The sequence below is a fragment of the Yersinia pekkanenii genome (genome assembly GCF_001152565.1).
Taxonomy (GTDB): domain Bacteria; phylum Pseudomonadota; class Gammaproteobacteria; order Enterobacterales; family Enterobacteriaceae; genus Yersinia; species Yersinia pekkanenii.
The window spans coordinates 1-13730 of record NZ_CQAZ01000013.1; the positions used below are offsets into that span (position 1 = coordinate 1).

Genomic DNA, 13730 nt, shown 5'->3' on the forward strand with positions numbered 1-13730 from the left:
CTCCATTATGAGGCAAAAAAGTGTCTACGAAACCCGGGTCTATTCACCCTACGAATAATACTGCTGATGTAATCAGTTTTAAACTACTCATCTAAAAAATTTAGTCTCTAGACAACTCCTCAGCAGCTCCCTGCTCCAGGGCCTCTAAAATAGAGCAATAAGTTGTGGCATGGGTACTTCCACAACAGGCATTACTCAGTCGTTTTAGTGACTCACGCATTCTCTTCAGCTCAGTAATTTTACTTTCCACGTCGTGTAGACGAGAGTCAACAATCGCCTTTGATTCCTGGCATGTATGATGTTCAGGATCGACGCGGATCGACAGTAACTCAGCGATAGTTTCTAATGTAAACCCGAGCCGTTTCGCATAACGAATAAATCGTAAACGCTGTAAATCCTGTTCGTTATAAAGTCGATAACCGCCTTCGGTACGTTTCCCATGATCCATCATGCCTTGCTTCTCATAATAACGAATAGTATCTGGTGTAACATCGGCAAGTTTAGCAATCTGCCCAATTTTTAACATTTCGTCATTCCTCTTTTGAACGTTTATCTACAGCTTTGTGCTGATACTCTTTATGTGCAAAGTCAGTACTAAACCTTGTTTGTTGTAATCTCAGCACCAATAAAAGCCAAGATCTATACACATTCGGTAGTTATCATCCAATGACAATCATTCAGTAATAGTAAGTGCTTCCTGATGATCTTCCAATTCAGGGGACAAGATACATATTTTAGTCACCTTTACTCGATTCTCAAATCAAGAGAGACAGAGGTGTCATAATCTAGTTCTAATGGTTTACCATTTCCTGGCAAATTATCGAGTGTCCCTTTTATTGGACATCAATAATGTATTTTTAGCCTATTAATTAATCCCAAATTGTTCCTAAGAGATCAAATCCTACAAATCGAAAGATGGCTAAGATGAAAGGATTAGTAGCCAAATAATAAGAAGTGATTGGCAAGATACGAAGGGGATAAACATAGATCACTAAATTATGGACGTAAAAAAACCGGGCAAGCCCGGTTTTTTTACGCGTTTACAGATTACTCTGCAGCAACTACTTCTGCTTGCGATGCAGCACGATCAACTAACTCGATGTAAGCCATCGGTGCGTTGTCGCCTGCACGGAAACCACACTTCAGAATGCGAGTGTAACCACCGGCGCGGCTCGCAAAACGCGGGCCTAGCTCGTTAAACAGTTTTGCCACGATCTCGTTATCACGAGTACGGGCGAATGCCAGACGACGATTAGCTACGCTGTCGGTCTTGGCAAGAGTAATCAGCGGCTCAACAACGCGACGCAGCTCTTTCGCTTTCGGCAGGGTCGTCTTGATTATCTCATGACGAACCAAAGAGCCGGCCATGTTACGGAACATAGCCTGGCGATGGCTGCTGTTACGGTTCAGTTGACGACCACTCTTACGATGGCGCATGACCTTATCCTTCTCAGTAAAACCTTAACCTGTGATCCGGTTACTCGTCAGCAATGCTAGCTGGTGGCCAATTTTCTAGGCGCATGCCTAAAGAAAGACCACGTGAAGCAAGCACGTCTTTAATCTCAGTAAGAGATTTTTTACCCAGGTTCGGCGTTTTCAGCAACTCAACCTCGGTACGCTGTACCAGATCACCGATGTAGTGGATAGCTTCTGCCTTGAGGCAGTTAGCAGAGCGGACAGTCAATTCCAGATCGTCAACAGGGCGCAGCAGGATCGGATCGAACTCTGGCTTCTCTTCTTTAACTTCCGGCTGACGTACATCACGTAAGTCAACGAAAGCTTCAAGCTGTTCAGCCAAGATAGTTGCCGCACGGCGGATCGCCTCTTCAGGATCGATCGTACCATTAGTTTCCATCTCGATAACCAACTTGTCCAGGTCGGTACGCTGTTCTACACGCGCTGCTTCAACATTGTAGGCAATTCGCTCTACAGGGCTATAGCATGCATCTACTAACAGACGACCAATCGGGCGCTCATCTTCTTCCGAATGAATTCGGGCAGAAGCCGGCACATAACCACGACCACGTTGAACTTTGATACGCATACTAATAGATGCGTTCTCATCGGTCAGGTGGCAGATAACGTGCTGCGGCTTGACGATTTCGACATCACCATCATGGGTGATATCGGCTGCAGTCACAGGGCCAATGCCAGATTTATTCAGGGTAAGAATAACTTCATCTTTGCCCTGAACTCTCACCGCCAGCCCTTTCAGGTTGAGCAGGATCTCCAGGATATCTTCCTGTACGCCTTCTTTGGTGCTGTACTCATGTAGTACACCATCAATCTCAACCTCGGTCACAGCGCAACCCGGCATAGATGAAAGCAGAATACGGCGCAGTGCGTTGCCGAGAGTATGGCCAAAGCCACGCTCTAACGGCTCAAGGGTCACCTTGGCATGCGTCGAACTGACTTGCTCGATATCTACCAGGCGCGGTTTTAGAAACTCTGTCACAGAACCCTGCATTGTGTCCTCTCTTTGGTACTAAGCTTTACTTGGAGTAAAGCTCGACGATCAGGTGTTCGTTAATGTCCGCAGACAGATCAGTACGTTCAGGAATACGTTTGAACACACCTTCCATCTTGACAGCATCAACTTCCAGCCAAGTCGGCTTTTCACGCTGCTCAGCCAGCTCCAAAGCTGCCTTAACACGAGACTGCTTTTTAGCTTTCTCACGGATGCTGACTACGTCATTCGGAGATACCTGATAAGAAGCGATGTTAACAACGCGACCATTTACCATGATAGCTTTATGACTCACCAGCTGACGTGATTCAGCACGAGTTGCGCCAAAGCCCATACGGTAAACTACGTTATCCAGACGCCCTTCCAGCAGTTGTAACAGATTTGCACCTGTGTTGCCTTTCAGACGTGCTGCTTCTTTATAGTAGTTACGGAATTGACGTTCTAGAACACCATAGATACGGCGAACTTTTTGTTTCTCACGTAACTGCACACCGTAGTCAGACAGACGCGGTTTACGCGCACCGTGCTGGCCAGGTGGTTGTTCGATCTTACACTTGGTGTCAATCGCGCGAACGCCAGACTTAAGGAATAAGTCTGTGCCCTCACGACGGCTCAGCTTGAGCTTAGGCCCCAAATATCTTGCCATTTTCTATCTCCAACAAACCTAAAAGCAGCGTTATACGCGGCGCTTTTTCGGCGGACGACAACCGTTATGAGGGATCGGAGTCACATCAGTAATATTAGTGATGCGAAAACCAGCCGCGTTTAACGCACGGATAGTAGACTCACGGCCCGGACCAGGTCCTTTAACCATAACTTCCAGATTCTTGATACCGTATTCTTTCACTGCGTCAGCGCAGCGCTCTGCTGCAACTTGCGCTGCAAACGGAGTAGACTTACGAGATCCACGGAAACCGGAACCACCTGCTGTTGCCCAACCCAATGCGTTACCTTGACGATCTGTAATGGTAACGATGGTGTTGTTGAAAGAAGCATGGATATGAGCCACACCGTCAGAGACTGTCTTTCTTACACGCTTGCGTGCACGAATAGGTGCCTTTGCCATTATTCAATCACCCCGATTATTTCTTGATCGGTTTACGCGGACCCTTACGGGTACGTGCGTTGGTCTTAGTACGCTGACCGCGAACTGGTAGACCACGACGATGACGCAAACCACGATAAGTCCCAAGGTCCATCAGACGCTTGATGCTCAGGGTCACCTCACGACGCAGATCACCTTCTACAACGTACTTGGCAACTTCGTCACGCAGCTTCTCGATTTGCTCTTCAGACAGCTCACTGATCTTAACATTTTCAGCAATACCCGTTGCGACACATATAGCCTGTGAACGCGTTTTGCCGATGCCGAAGATCGCTGTTAAAGCGATAACGGTATGTTTCTGATCAGGAATGTTAATGCCTGCTATACGGGCCACTATGCACTCCTACTATTTTATACAGCAATACCATTCTGAAAAGCCCGTTTTCAGGATACTCAAATAGTATTGCAGTCACATACAAAAGATTGGCTGGCTAATCTAGCCAGCTCAACCCAACTTTGCAAGAAAAATATGCAAGATAAATCAGCCTTGACGCTGTTTATGCTTTGGTTCGGCACTGCAGATTACGCGAACGACACCGTTACGCTTAACAATTTTGCAGTCACGACATAATTTCTTGACGGAAGCACGAACTTTCATTTTTACTCTCCGTAACTTCTAAAACATTCCTGATTAGCGGTTATAACCTTTCAGGTTTGCTTTCTTCAATGCAGACTCGTATTGACTAGACATCATCAGAGTTTGCACTTGAGCCATAAAGTCCATGATGACCACCACTACAATAAGTAGGGAGGTACCACCAAAGTAAAATGGTACTTTCATCGCGTCACGCATGAACTCCGGGATCAGGCAGATGAAAGTAATATACATCGCACCAATTAAGGTTAGACGCGTCATTACTTTATCGATGTACTTCGCCGTTTGCTCTCCCGGACGAATTCCTGGCACGAATGCACCGGACTTCTTCAGGTTATCTGCTGTTTCACGCGGGTTGAACACTAACGCCGTGTAGAAGAAACAGAAGAAGATGATTGCAGACGCATAGAGTAACACATAAAGCGGTTGTCCCGGCTGCAAATACATCGAAATAGTCGTCAGCCAGTTCCAACCTGTCCCGCCCCCAAACCATGATGCAATCGTAGCTGGGAACAGAATTATGCTGGAAGCGAAGATTGCTGGGATAACCCCTGCCATATTCACTTTCAACGGTAAGTGTGTGCTCTGTGCCGCATAAACACGACGACCTTGTTGACGTTTAGCATAGTTAACGACAATACGACGCTGACCACGTTCAATGAAAACAACGAAGAAGGTTACTGCAAACACTAATGCTGCAACCAACAGCAACAGGAGGAAGTGCAGTTCGCCTTGCCGAGCTTGCTCGATGGTATGGGCTATTGCAGGTGGAAGACCGGCAACAATACCAGCAAAGATTATGATTGAAATACCGTTACCGATACCACGCTCAGTAATCTGTTCACCAAGCCACATCAGGAACATCGTCCCTGTGACCAAGCTAACAACAGCGGTAAAGTAGAAAGCAAAGCCTGGATTGATTACCAGACCTTGCATCCCAGGCATATTCGGCAAACCGGTAGCAATACCGATCGACTGGAATATAGCCAATACCAACGTGCCATAGCGGGTATACTGACTAATCTTACGACGGCCAGCTTCCCCTTCTTTCTTTATTTCTGCCAACGCTGGATGAACCACCGTTAGCAATTGGATAATAATGGATGCCGAAATATATGGCATGATACCCAAGGCAAAGATAGAAGCACGACTGAGAGCACCACCAGAGAACATGTTAAACATTTCAATGATGGTCCCTCTCTGCTGCTCGAGCAATTTAGCAAGCACAGTGGCATCGATACCAGGAATCGGAATAAAAGAGCCGATACGGAAAACAATAAGCGCACCGATAACAAACAAAAGTCTGCGCTTCAGTTCGCCTAATCCGCCTTTAGCACTTTGAAAATCTAATCCTGGTTGCTTAGCCATCTGCTACTTATTCCTCAATTTTACCGCCAGCAGCTTCGATAGCAGCACGAGCGCCTTTGGTGACACGCAGACCACGAAGAGTTACCGCACGAGTGATTTCGCCTGAAAGCATAACTTTCGCGAACTCAATCTGGATACCAACAACGTTAGCGGCTTTCAGCGTGTTCAGGTCGATTACGTCGCCTTCCACTAAAGCCAGTTCAGACAGACGAACTTCTGCCGTGATCATAGCTTTGCGAGAGGTGAAGCCGAATTTCGGCAAACGACGATATAAAGGCATCTGACCACCTTCAAAACCACGACGTACGCCACCACCAGAACGTGAGTTCTGACCTTTGTGACCACGACCAGCAGTTTTACCCAGGCCAGAACCGATACCACGACCTACACGCTTCGGCGCATGCTTGGCACCTTCAGCCGGAGACAGAGTATTTAAACGCATCTGTTACTCCTCAACTTTAACCATGTAGGAAACCAAGTTGACCATACCACGCACAGCAGGAGTATCCTCACGCTCTACAGTATGACCAATACGACGCAGACCTAAACCGATCAGAGTTGCCTTATGTTTTGGCAAACGACCGATACTGCTTTTTGTTTGAGTTACTTTAATAGTCTTTGCCATGGTTATTTCCCTAGAATTTCTTCGACGGATTTACCACGCTTAGCAGCGACCATTTCTGGGGATTTCATATCTTCCAGAGCTGCAATAGTTGCACGAACCACATTGATCGGGTTAGTGGAACCATATGCCTTGGCTAATACGTTATGAACCCCTGCAACTTCCAAGACGGCGCGCATTGCACCACCGGCGATAATACCGGTACCTTCAGAAGCTGGTTGCATGAATACACGAGAACCTGTGTGAGCACCTTTAACTGGGTGCTGCAGGGTACCGCTATTCAATGCAACATTAATCATAGCGCGACGGGCTTTTTCCATCGCTTTTTGGATCGCTGCCGGAACTTCGCGTGCTTTGCCGTAGCCAAAACCAACGCGACCGTTACCATCACCAACTACTGTCAGTGCGGTAAAGCTGAAAATACGGCCACCTTTTACGGTTTTAGATACGCGGTTTACCGCGATCAGCTTTTCCTGCAGTTCGCCAGCTTGTTTTTCGATGTGTGACATCTTACACCTCTACCTTAGAACTGAAGGCCAGCTTCACGGGCAGCATCTGCCAGTGCCTGGACTCGACCATGATATTGGAAACCGGAACGGTCAAAGGATACTTTCGTGATCCCTTTTTCCAATGCGCGCTCAGCAATAGTTTTGCCTACAGCTGCTGCGGCATCTTTGTTGCCGGCGTACTTCAATTGCTCATTGATAGCTTTTTCTACAGTAGAAGCTGCTACCAAAATTTCTGAACCGTTTGGTGCAATAACCTGCGCGTAAATATGGCGTGGGGTACGATGTACCACCAGGCGAGTCGCACCCAGTTCTTTGAGCTTGCGGCGTGCGCGGGTCGCACGACGGATACGAGCTGCTTTCTTATCCATAGTGTTACCTTACTTCTTCTTAGCCTCTTTGGTACGCACGACTTCGTCGGCGTAACGGACACCCTTGCCTTTATAAGGCTCAGGACGACGGTAGGCACGCAAATCTGCTGCAACCTGACCAATCACCTGCTTATCAGCGCCTTTCAGCACGATTTCAGTTTGGGTCGGGCATTCGGCAGTGATGCCAGCCGGCAATTCATGGTCAACTGGATGAGAGAAGCCTAAGGCTAAATTCACCACGTTGCCTTTAACTGCGGCACGGTAACCTACGCCTACCAGTTGAAGCTTCTTAGTGAAGCCTTCGGTAACACCAATGACCATTGCATTAAGCAGTGCACGAGTGGTACCCGCTTGGGCCCAACCGTCTACAGCACCTTCGCGTGGAGCGAAAGTCAGTGTATTTTCTTCTTGCTTAACTTCAACAGCACTATGGACGGTACGAGTCAGCTCGCCGTTCTTACCCTTAATCGAAATAACCTGACCGTTGAGTTTTACCTCTACGCCGGCAGGAATGACGACGGGTGCTTTTGCAACACGAGACATTCTTTCCTCCCAAATTAAGCTACGTAGCAGATAATCTCGCCACCAAGACCAGCTTGGCGAGCTGCACGATCGGTCATAACACCTTTAGAGGTAGAAATAACAGCAATACCCATACCAGCCATAACTTTTGGCAGCTCATCTTTTTTCTTATAGATGCGCAGACCTGGACGGCTGATACGTTGAATGCTTTCTACCACTGCCTTGCCCTGGTAATACTTAAGTGCTAATTCCAGAACAGGCTTGGTGTCGCCTTCGATTTTAAAATCTTCAATAAAACCTTCTTCCTTCAGAACGTTGGCAATTGCCACTTTCAGCTTGGAGGAAGGCATGGTGACCGCGACTTTGTTTGCGGATTGACCGTTACGGATACGGGTCAGCATATCCGCGATCGGATCTTGCATGCTCATCTGTCTTTACTCCCGTGATTCAATTGGTGACAATTACCAGCTAGCCTTTCTAAGGCCCGGGATTTCACCGCGCATTGCGGTTTCACGGACTTTAATACGGCTCAACCCGAACTTCCGCAAGAAACCATGCGGACGACCAGTTTGGTTGCAGCGGTTACGCTGACGGGACGGGCTGGAATCACGCGGCAGAGACTGCAGCTTCAGAACAGCATTCCAACGATCTTCGTCGGACGAGTTCACACCAGAGATAATAGCTTTTAATTCCTCGCGTTGAGCGCGGTATTTGTTAGCTAGTTTCACGCGAACGACTTCGCGTGCTTTCATTGATTGCTTAGCCATCAGTAACCCTACCTTACTTGCGGAATGGGAATTTAAAAGCAGCCAATAGTGCACGGCCTTCATCATCGGACTTCGCAGTAGTGGTAATGGTAATATCCAAACCACGTACACGATCGACTTTATCATAGTCGATTTCCGGGAAGATGATCTGCTCGCGCACACCCATGCTGTAGTTTCCACGACCATCGAATGACTTAGCGGACAAGCCACGGAAGTCACGGATACGAGGTACAGCAATGGTAATCAGACGCTCAAAGAATTCCCACATGCGTTCGCCACGCAGGGTTACTTTACAGCCGATCGGATAGCCCTGACGGATTTTGAAGCCTGCAACAGATTTGCGTGCTTTGGTGATAAACGGCTTTTGACCGGAGATTGCTGCCAAGTCAGCTGCTGCATTATCCAGCAGTTTCTTGTCAGCGATCGCTTCACCAACACCCATGTTCAGGGTGATCTTCTCGACCCGAGGGACTTGCATGACAGAGTTGTAGCCAAACTGAGACATCAGTTGTTTGACCACCTCGTCTTTGTAGTAATCATGCAGTTTCGCCATCGTATTACTCCAAATTACTTGATAGTTTCGCTATTAGATTTAAAGAAACGGACTTTTTTGCCGTCTTCGAATCTAAAGCCTACACGGTCAGCCTTACCGGTTGTCGTGTTGAACAGCGCAAGGTTGGAAACTTGAATTGCAGCTTCTTTTTCAACAATGCCGCCTGGTTGATTCAGGGCCGGAACCGGCTTCTGATGTTTTTTAACCAGGTTGATACCTTCAACAATGACCTTACCAGCAGACAGGACATTCTTTACTTTACCGCGCTTACCTTTGTCTTTCCCGGTTAGCACGATAACTTCGTCATCACGACGGATTTTCGCTGCCATGGTTCGCTCCTTAGAGTACTTCTGGTGCCAGAGAGATAATTTTCATGAACTTCTCATTACGCAGTTCACGAGTTACCGGCCCAAAAATACGCGTGCCGATTGGCTGCTCGCTGTTATTATTTAAAATAACACAAGCGTTACCATCGAAGCGAATGACAGAACCGTCCGGGCGACGTACACCCTTCTTGGTGCGCACCACTACCGCCTTCAGAACATCGCCTTTCTTCACCTTGCCACGAGGAATTGCTTCCTTGATGGTGATCTTGATGATGTCGCCGATGCCTGCGTAGCGACGGTGCGAGCCACCTAGAACCTTGATACACATTACGCGACGTGCACCGGAGTTGTCGGCCACGTTCAGCATAGTCTGTTCTTGGATCATGTTAGTGCTCCGCTAATGTCAACTACTACTTTAGGACCCAGAATAGGTCGTTTAAAAGCCCCATTAATGAGGGCGCAGCATTATAACACTGCTTCCAGATTATGGGTAGAAAAAATAAACGGCCCACTTTCTGAGCCGTTTATTATGTCGAGTTGGCTACTCTATTACAGAATCGCTTTCTCTACAACGCGAACAAGTGTCCAAGACTTAGTCTTTGACAGTGGACGGCATTCGCGGATTTCAACCACGTCACCGATACCACATTCATTGTTCTCGTCATGTACATGCAACTTCGTCGTACGACGGATGAATTTCCCGTAAATCGGGTGTTTCACCACACGTTCGATAGCAACAACCATGGATTTCTCCATTTTGTCACTAACTACGCGACCTTGCAGAGTACGGATTTGGTCAGTCATTACGCACCCGCCTTCTCAGTCAGTAAAGTCTTAACACGCGCGACATTACGACGCACTTGTTTCAACAGGTGAGTTTGTTGCAGCTGGCCACTAGCCGCCTGCATGCGCAAATTAAATTGCTCACGCAGCAGGTTGAGCAGCTCAGTGTTCAGCTCTTCAACGCTTTTTTCACGCAGCTCTTGTGCTTTCATTACATCACCGTCTTAGTTACAAAGGTGGTTCCGACAGGCAGTTTCGCTGCAGCGAGCTTAAATGCTTCACGTGCAGTTTCTTCAGGGACACCAGCCATTTCAAACAAAACTTTTCCTGGCTGGATCAGGGCAACCCAATACTCTACGTTACCCTTACCTTTACCCATACGCACTTCGAGCGGCTTCTCAGTGATCGGCTTGTCCGGGAATACACGGATCCAGACCTTACCTTGACGCTTAATTGCACGTGTCATCGCACGACGGGCTGCTTCGATTTGACGAGCCGTCAGGCGGCAACGGCCACAAGCTTTCAGGCCGAACTCACCGAAGCTAACATCCGTACCTTGCGCAAGGCCACGGTTACGGCCTTTGTGCATCTTACGGAATTTTGTACGCTTTGGTTGTAACATCAGCGATTCTCCTTACTTGCGGCCTTTACGCTGCTGCTTTTTAGGTTGAGCAGCCGGTTCCGGTTGTTCAACAGCAGCCATACCACCCAAGATCTCACCTTTGAAGATCCATACCTTAACGCCGATTACACCATAAGTGGTGTGCGCTTCAGATGTGTTGTAATCGATATCCGCACGCAGTGTATGCAACGGAACACGACCTTCACGGTACCATTCGGTACGCGCAATTTCAGCACCGCCAAGGCGGCCGCTTACTTCAACTTTAATACCTTTAGCGCCCAGACGCATTGCGTTCTGTACAGCACGCTTCATAGCACGACGGAACATAACGCGACGTTCCAACTGTGAAGTGATACTGTCAGCAACCAATTTTGCATCCAGTTCCGGTTTACGGATTTCGGCGATGTTAATCTGTGCAGGAACGCCAGCGATATCCGCTACGACCTTACGCAGTTTTTCAACATCTTCACCTTTCTTGCCGATAACGATGCCAGGACGAGCGGTGTGAACAGTCACACGGATGCTCTTCGCTGGACGCTCGATAACGATGCGAGAAACGGAAGCTTTCGCTAATTCCTTAGTCAGGAATTGACGAACTTTAAAGTCGCTGTCCAGGTTGTCAGCGAATTCTTTAGTATTTGCGTACCAGGTAGAGTTCCAAGCTTTGACAATACCTAGTCGAATACCATTAGGATGTACTTTCTGACCCATTGCTAGTCTCCAGAGTCTCAGCGATCGGACACAACCACAGTAATGTGGCTGGTGCGCTTCAGGATGCGATCTGCACGACCTTTTGCACGCGGCATAATGCGCTTCATGCTAGGGCCTTCGTCTACGAAGATCTTCGTGACTTTCAGATCATCGATGTCAGCGCCATCGTTGTGTTCTGCGTTAGCAATGGCAGACTCCAGTACCTTCTTAACCAAACCAGCAGCTTTCTTGTTGGTATAGGCCAGAGTTTCCAGAGCTTGCGACACTTTCTTACCGCGAATCAGGTCCGCTACCAAGCGAACCTTCTGAGCAGAAGAACGAGCGTGGCGATGTTTAGCGATAGTTTCCATCTCTTCCTCCTACCTTAGCGCTTTTTAGCCTTTTTATCGGCCGCATGGCCGCGATAAGTACGGGTCGGCGCGAATTCACCCAGTTTGTGACCGACCATTTCATCGGAAACAAAAACGGGAACGTGCTGACGACCATTATGGACAGCGATGGTCAAACCGATCATATTTGGAAAGACCGTTGAACGACGGGACCAAGTCCGAATTGGCTTCTTGTCTCCGCTTTCCACCGCTTTCTCTACCTTCTTCAGCAAGTGCAGGTCAATGAAGGGACCTTTCTTGAGAGAACGTGGCATGGCTTATCCTCTAATTATTTTTTACTACGGCGGCGCACGATGAACTTATCAGTACGCTTGTTGCTACGGGTCTTCTTACCTTTGGTCTGAACGCCCCACGGGGTTACCGGGTGCTTACCAAAGTTACGACCTTCACCACCACCGTGTGGGTGATCTACCGGGTTCATCGCCGTACCGCGAACGGTAGGACGAATACCACGCCAACGACTGGCACCTGCTTTACCCAGGACACGCAGCATGTGTTCAGCGTTACCGACTTCACCTAAGGTGGCGCGGCAATCAGCTAGAACCTTGCGCATTTCGCCGGAGCGCAGACGCAGAGTAACGTAGGAACCGTCACGAGCAACGATCTGAACGTATGCACCAGCAGAACGAGCCAACTGGCCGCCTTTACCTGGTTTCATTTCTACGTTATGAACCGTTGAACCAACTGGGATGTTACGCATAGGCAGGGTGTTACCTGCTTTAATTGCAGCATCAACGCCAGATTGGATCTGGTCACCAGCCTTCAGGCCTTTCGGCGCCAGGATATAACGGCGTTCGCCGTCTTTGTACAGAACCAGTGCAATATTTGCAGAACGGTTCGGATCGTACTCCAGACGCTCAACCACAGCAGGGATACCATCTTTGTTGCGTTTGAAGTCAACCAGACGATAATGTTGCTTGTGGCCACCACCGATATGACGGGTAGTGATACGGCCATTGTTGTTACGGCCACCGCTTTTGCTTAATTTCTCAAGCAACGGGGCATAAGGCTTACCCTTATGCAACTCCTGGTTAACCACTTTAACAACGTGGCGACGACCCGGAGACGTAGGTTTACATTTAACAATTGCCATTGTTTTACTCCTCCGACTTACTCTGCGCCGCCGATGAAGTCCAGATTCTGGCCTTCTTTCAGGGTGACGTAAGCTTTTTTCCAGTCGCTACGACGACCAACACGCTGACCGTGACGCTTACTCTTGCCTTTAACCAGCAAGGTGTTAACGTCTTCGACTTCGACTTCAAACAGTTTCTGCACTGCAGCTTTAATTTCTGCTTTGGTCGCGTCTTTGGCAACTTTGAGAACGATGGTGTTATTCTTTTCCATCGCAGCGGATGCTTTTTCAGATACATGCGGCGAGCGCAGTACTTTCAGCAGACGTTCTTCACGAATCATGCCAGCATCTCCTCAACTTGCTTCACAGCATCAGCAGTCATAACCACTTTATCGAAGGCGATCAGGCTAACTGGGTCGATACCGGCTACATCGCGAACGTCAACCTTGTACAGGTTGCGAGCTGCCAAGAACAAGTTCTCGTCCAGTTCACCCGTTACGATCAGCACATCTTCCAGAGCCATATCTTTCAGCTTCTGCGCCAGCAACTTAGTTTTAGGTGCTTCAACAGAGAACTTTTCGACAATGATCAGACGATCTTGACGTACCAATTCGGACAGAATGCTTTTCAGCGCGCCGCGGTACATCTTTTTATTTACTTTCTGACTGTGATCCTGAGGCTTCGCAGCAAAAGTCACACCACCTGAACGCCAGATTGGGCTCTTTACAGAACCTGCACGCGCACGGCCGGTGCCTTTTTGACGCCACGGCTTCTTACCGGAACCTGTTACTTCAGCACGGGTCTTCTGAGCACGAGTACCTTGACGGGCACCTGCTGCGTAAGCAACAACAACCTGATGTACAAGCGCTTCATTGAAATCACGCCCGAAGGTAGTTTCGGAAACAGTCAGCGCGCCTTGCGCGTCTTTCATTACCAATTCCATTCCTATCT

27 protein-coding genes are annotated in these 13730 nt (G+C 48.3%); all 27 read right to left on the bottom strand.

The window, feature by feature from the left end:
- Positions 1–100 precede the first annotated feature (100 nt).
- The 27 genes from zntR to rplD all read right to left on the bottom strand — a co-directional run bounded on the left by zntR (position 101) and on the right by rplD (position 13722).
- The gene (gene zntR, locus AEP37_RS08275; RefSeq protein WP_049612300.1) at positions 101–526 is read right to left on the bottom strand and encodes a Zn(2+)-responsive transcriptional regulator; all 426 of its coding nucleotides are present in this window, start codon (positions 524–526) and stop codon (positions 101–103) included.
- 521 nt (positions 527–1047) lie between these two features.
- On the bottom strand, positions 1048–1437 hold the full coding sequence (gene rplQ, locus AEP37_RS08280; protein ID WP_004391407.1) for a 50S ribosomal protein L17: 390 nt from the start codon (positions 1435–1437) through the stop codon (positions 1048–1050).
- A 40-nt stretch (positions 1438–1477) separates the two neighbouring features.
- The gene (locus AEP37_RS08285; protein WP_002438685.1) at positions 1478–2467 is read right to left on the bottom strand and encodes a DNA-directed RNA polymerase subunit alpha; all 990 of its coding nucleotides are present in this window, start codon (positions 2465–2467) and stop codon (positions 1478–1480) included.
- A gap of 25 nt (positions 2468–2492) precedes the next feature.
- On the bottom strand, positions 2493–3113 hold the full coding sequence (rpsD, locus tag AEP37_RS08290; protein WP_002218949.1) for a 30S ribosomal protein S4: 621 nt from the start codon (positions 3111–3113) through the stop codon (positions 2493–2495).
- Positions 3114–3143: 30 nt separating this feature from the next.
- On the bottom strand, positions 3144–3533 hold the full coding sequence (gene rpsK, locus AEP37_RS08295) for a 30S ribosomal protein S11 (protein ID WP_004709234.1): 390 nt from the start codon (positions 3531–3533) through the stop codon (positions 3144–3146).
- 16 nt (positions 3534–3549) lie between these two features.
- A complete protein-coding gene (gene rpsM / locus AEP37_RS08300; protein ID WP_049612303.1) occupies positions 3550–3906 on the bottom strand; it encodes a 30S ribosomal protein S13 in 357 nt (118 codons plus the stop codon).
- A gap of 147 nt (positions 3907–4053) precedes the next feature.
- On the bottom strand, positions 4054–4170 hold the full coding sequence (rpmJ, locus tag AEP37_RS08305; protein ID WP_049612305.1) for a 50S ribosomal protein L36: 117 nt from the start codon (positions 4168–4170) through the stop codon (positions 4054–4056).
- Positions 4171–4203: 33 nt separating this feature from the next.
- The gene (gene secY, locus AEP37_RS08310) at positions 4204–5535 is read right to left on the bottom strand and encodes a preprotein translocase subunit SecY (protein ID WP_049612307.1); all 1332 of its coding nucleotides are present in this window, start codon (positions 5533–5535) and stop codon (positions 4204–4206) included.
- Between the two features lie 7 nt (positions 5536–5542).
- Positions 5543–5977, bottom strand: coding sequence for a 50S ribosomal protein L15 (gene rplO, locus AEP37_RS08315; RefSeq protein ID WP_004702343.1), 435 nt, complete (start codon positions 5975–5977; stop codon positions 5543–5545).
- A 3-nt stretch (positions 5978–5980) separates the two neighbouring features.
- Positions 5981–6160 (bottom strand): 50S ribosomal protein L30, encoded by a 180-nt coding sequence (gene rpmD, locus AEP37_RS08320; protein ID WP_002213339.1) that lies wholly within the window; start codon positions 6158–6160, stop codon positions 5981–5983.
- Between the two features lie 2 nt (positions 6161–6162).
- On the bottom strand, positions 6163–6666 hold the full coding sequence (gene rpsE, locus AEP37_RS08325; RefSeq protein WP_025381731.1) for a 30S ribosomal protein S5: 504 nt from the start codon (positions 6664–6666) through the stop codon (positions 6163–6165).
- A gap of 14 nt (positions 6667–6680) precedes the next feature.
- The gene (gene rplR, locus AEP37_RS08330; protein WP_002213336.1) at positions 6681–7034 is read right to left on the bottom strand and encodes a 50S ribosomal protein L18; all 354 of its coding nucleotides are present in this window, start codon (positions 7032–7034) and stop codon (positions 6681–6683) included.
- Positions 7035–7043: 9 nt separating this feature from the next.
- Entirely contained in the window at positions 7044–7577 is a 534-nt protein-coding gene (gene rplF, locus AEP37_RS08335; RefSeq protein ID WP_005159860.1) for a 50S ribosomal protein L6, read from the bottom strand.
- Positions 7578–7591: 14 nt separating this feature from the next.
- Positions 7592–7984 (bottom strand): 30S ribosomal protein S8, encoded by a 393-nt coding sequence (gene rpsH, locus AEP37_RS08340; RefSeq protein ID WP_049612312.1) that lies wholly within the window; start codon positions 7982–7984, stop codon positions 7592–7594.
- Positions 7985–8017: 33 nt separating this feature from the next.
- On the bottom strand, positions 8018–8323 hold the full coding sequence (gene rpsN, locus AEP37_RS08345; RefSeq protein ID WP_032906605.1) for a 30S ribosomal protein S14: 306 nt from the start codon (positions 8321–8323) through the stop codon (positions 8018–8020).
- A 13-nt stretch (positions 8324–8336) separates the two neighbouring features.
- Entirely contained in the window at positions 8337–8876 is a 540-nt protein-coding gene (gene rplE / locus AEP37_RS08350) for a 50S ribosomal protein L5 (RefSeq protein ID WP_004391419.1), read from the bottom strand.
- Positions 8877–8890: 14 nt separating this feature from the next.
- Entirely contained in the window at positions 8891–9205 is a 315-nt protein-coding gene (rplX, locus tag AEP37_RS08355; RefSeq protein ID WP_049612315.1) for a 50S ribosomal protein L24, read from the bottom strand.
- A gap of 10 nt (positions 9206–9215) precedes the next feature.
- Positions 9216–9587 carry a 50S ribosomal protein L14 gene (gene rplN / locus AEP37_RS08360; protein WP_002213325.1) on the bottom strand — a complete coding sequence of 124 codons (372 nt, stop codon included), beginning with the start codon at positions 9585–9587 and terminating at the stop codon, positions 9216–9218.
- Between the two features lie 164 nt (positions 9588–9751).
- Entirely contained in the window at positions 9752–10006 is a 255-nt protein-coding gene (gene rpsQ, locus AEP37_RS08365; protein WP_002228135.1) for a 30S ribosomal protein S17, read from the bottom strand.
- Positions 10006–10197: a 50S ribosomal protein L29 gene (gene rpmC / locus AEP37_RS08370; RefSeq protein ID WP_002218942.1), complete on the bottom strand. Its 192-nt coding sequence runs from the start codon at positions 10195–10197 to the stop codon at positions 10006–10008. The genes rpsQ and rpmC overlap by 1 nt, the downstream gene beginning before the upstream one ends.
- Positions 10197–10607, bottom strand: a complete 411-nt coding sequence (gene rplP, locus AEP37_RS08375; RefSeq protein WP_002218940.1) for a 50S ribosomal protein L16 — start codon at positions 10605–10607, stop codon at positions 10197–10199. Before rplP ends, rpmC begins: the two co-directional genes overlap by 1 nt.
- 12 nt (positions 10608–10619) lie before the next feature.
- Complete coding sequence (gene rpsC / locus AEP37_RS08380) at positions 10620–11318, bottom strand: 30S ribosomal protein S3 (protein WP_049612317.1); 699 nt, start codon at positions 11316–11318, stop codon at positions 10620–10622.
- Between the two features lie 17 nt (positions 11319–11335).
- Complete coding sequence (gene rplV, locus AEP37_RS08385; protein ID WP_004391423.1) at positions 11336–11668, bottom strand: 50S ribosomal protein L22; 333 nt, start codon at positions 11666–11668, stop codon at positions 11336–11338.
- A 14-nt stretch (positions 11669–11682) separates the two neighbouring features.
- A complete protein-coding gene (gene rpsS, locus AEP37_RS08390) occupies positions 11683–11961 on the bottom strand; it encodes a 30S ribosomal protein S19 (protein ID WP_002213430.1) in 279 nt (92 codons plus the stop codon).
- A gap of 14 nt (positions 11962–11975) precedes the next feature.
- A complete protein-coding gene (gene rplB / locus AEP37_RS08395) occupies positions 11976–12800 on the bottom strand; it encodes a 50S ribosomal protein L2 (protein WP_004391424.1) in 825 nt (274 codons plus the stop codon).
- Positions 12801–12817: 17 nt separating this feature from the next.
- Positions 12818–13120, bottom strand: a complete 303-nt coding sequence (rplW, locus tag AEP37_RS08400) for a 50S ribosomal protein L23 (protein ID WP_002213423.1) — start codon at positions 13118–13120, stop codon at positions 12818–12820.
- A complete protein-coding gene (rplD, locus tag AEP37_RS08405) occupies positions 13117–13722 on the bottom strand; it encodes a 50S ribosomal protein L4 (RefSeq protein ID WP_004702326.1) in 606 nt (201 codons plus the stop codon). The genes rplW and rplD overlap by 4 nt, the downstream gene beginning before the upstream one ends.
- Between the last annotated feature and the right edge of the window lie 8 nt (positions 13723–13730).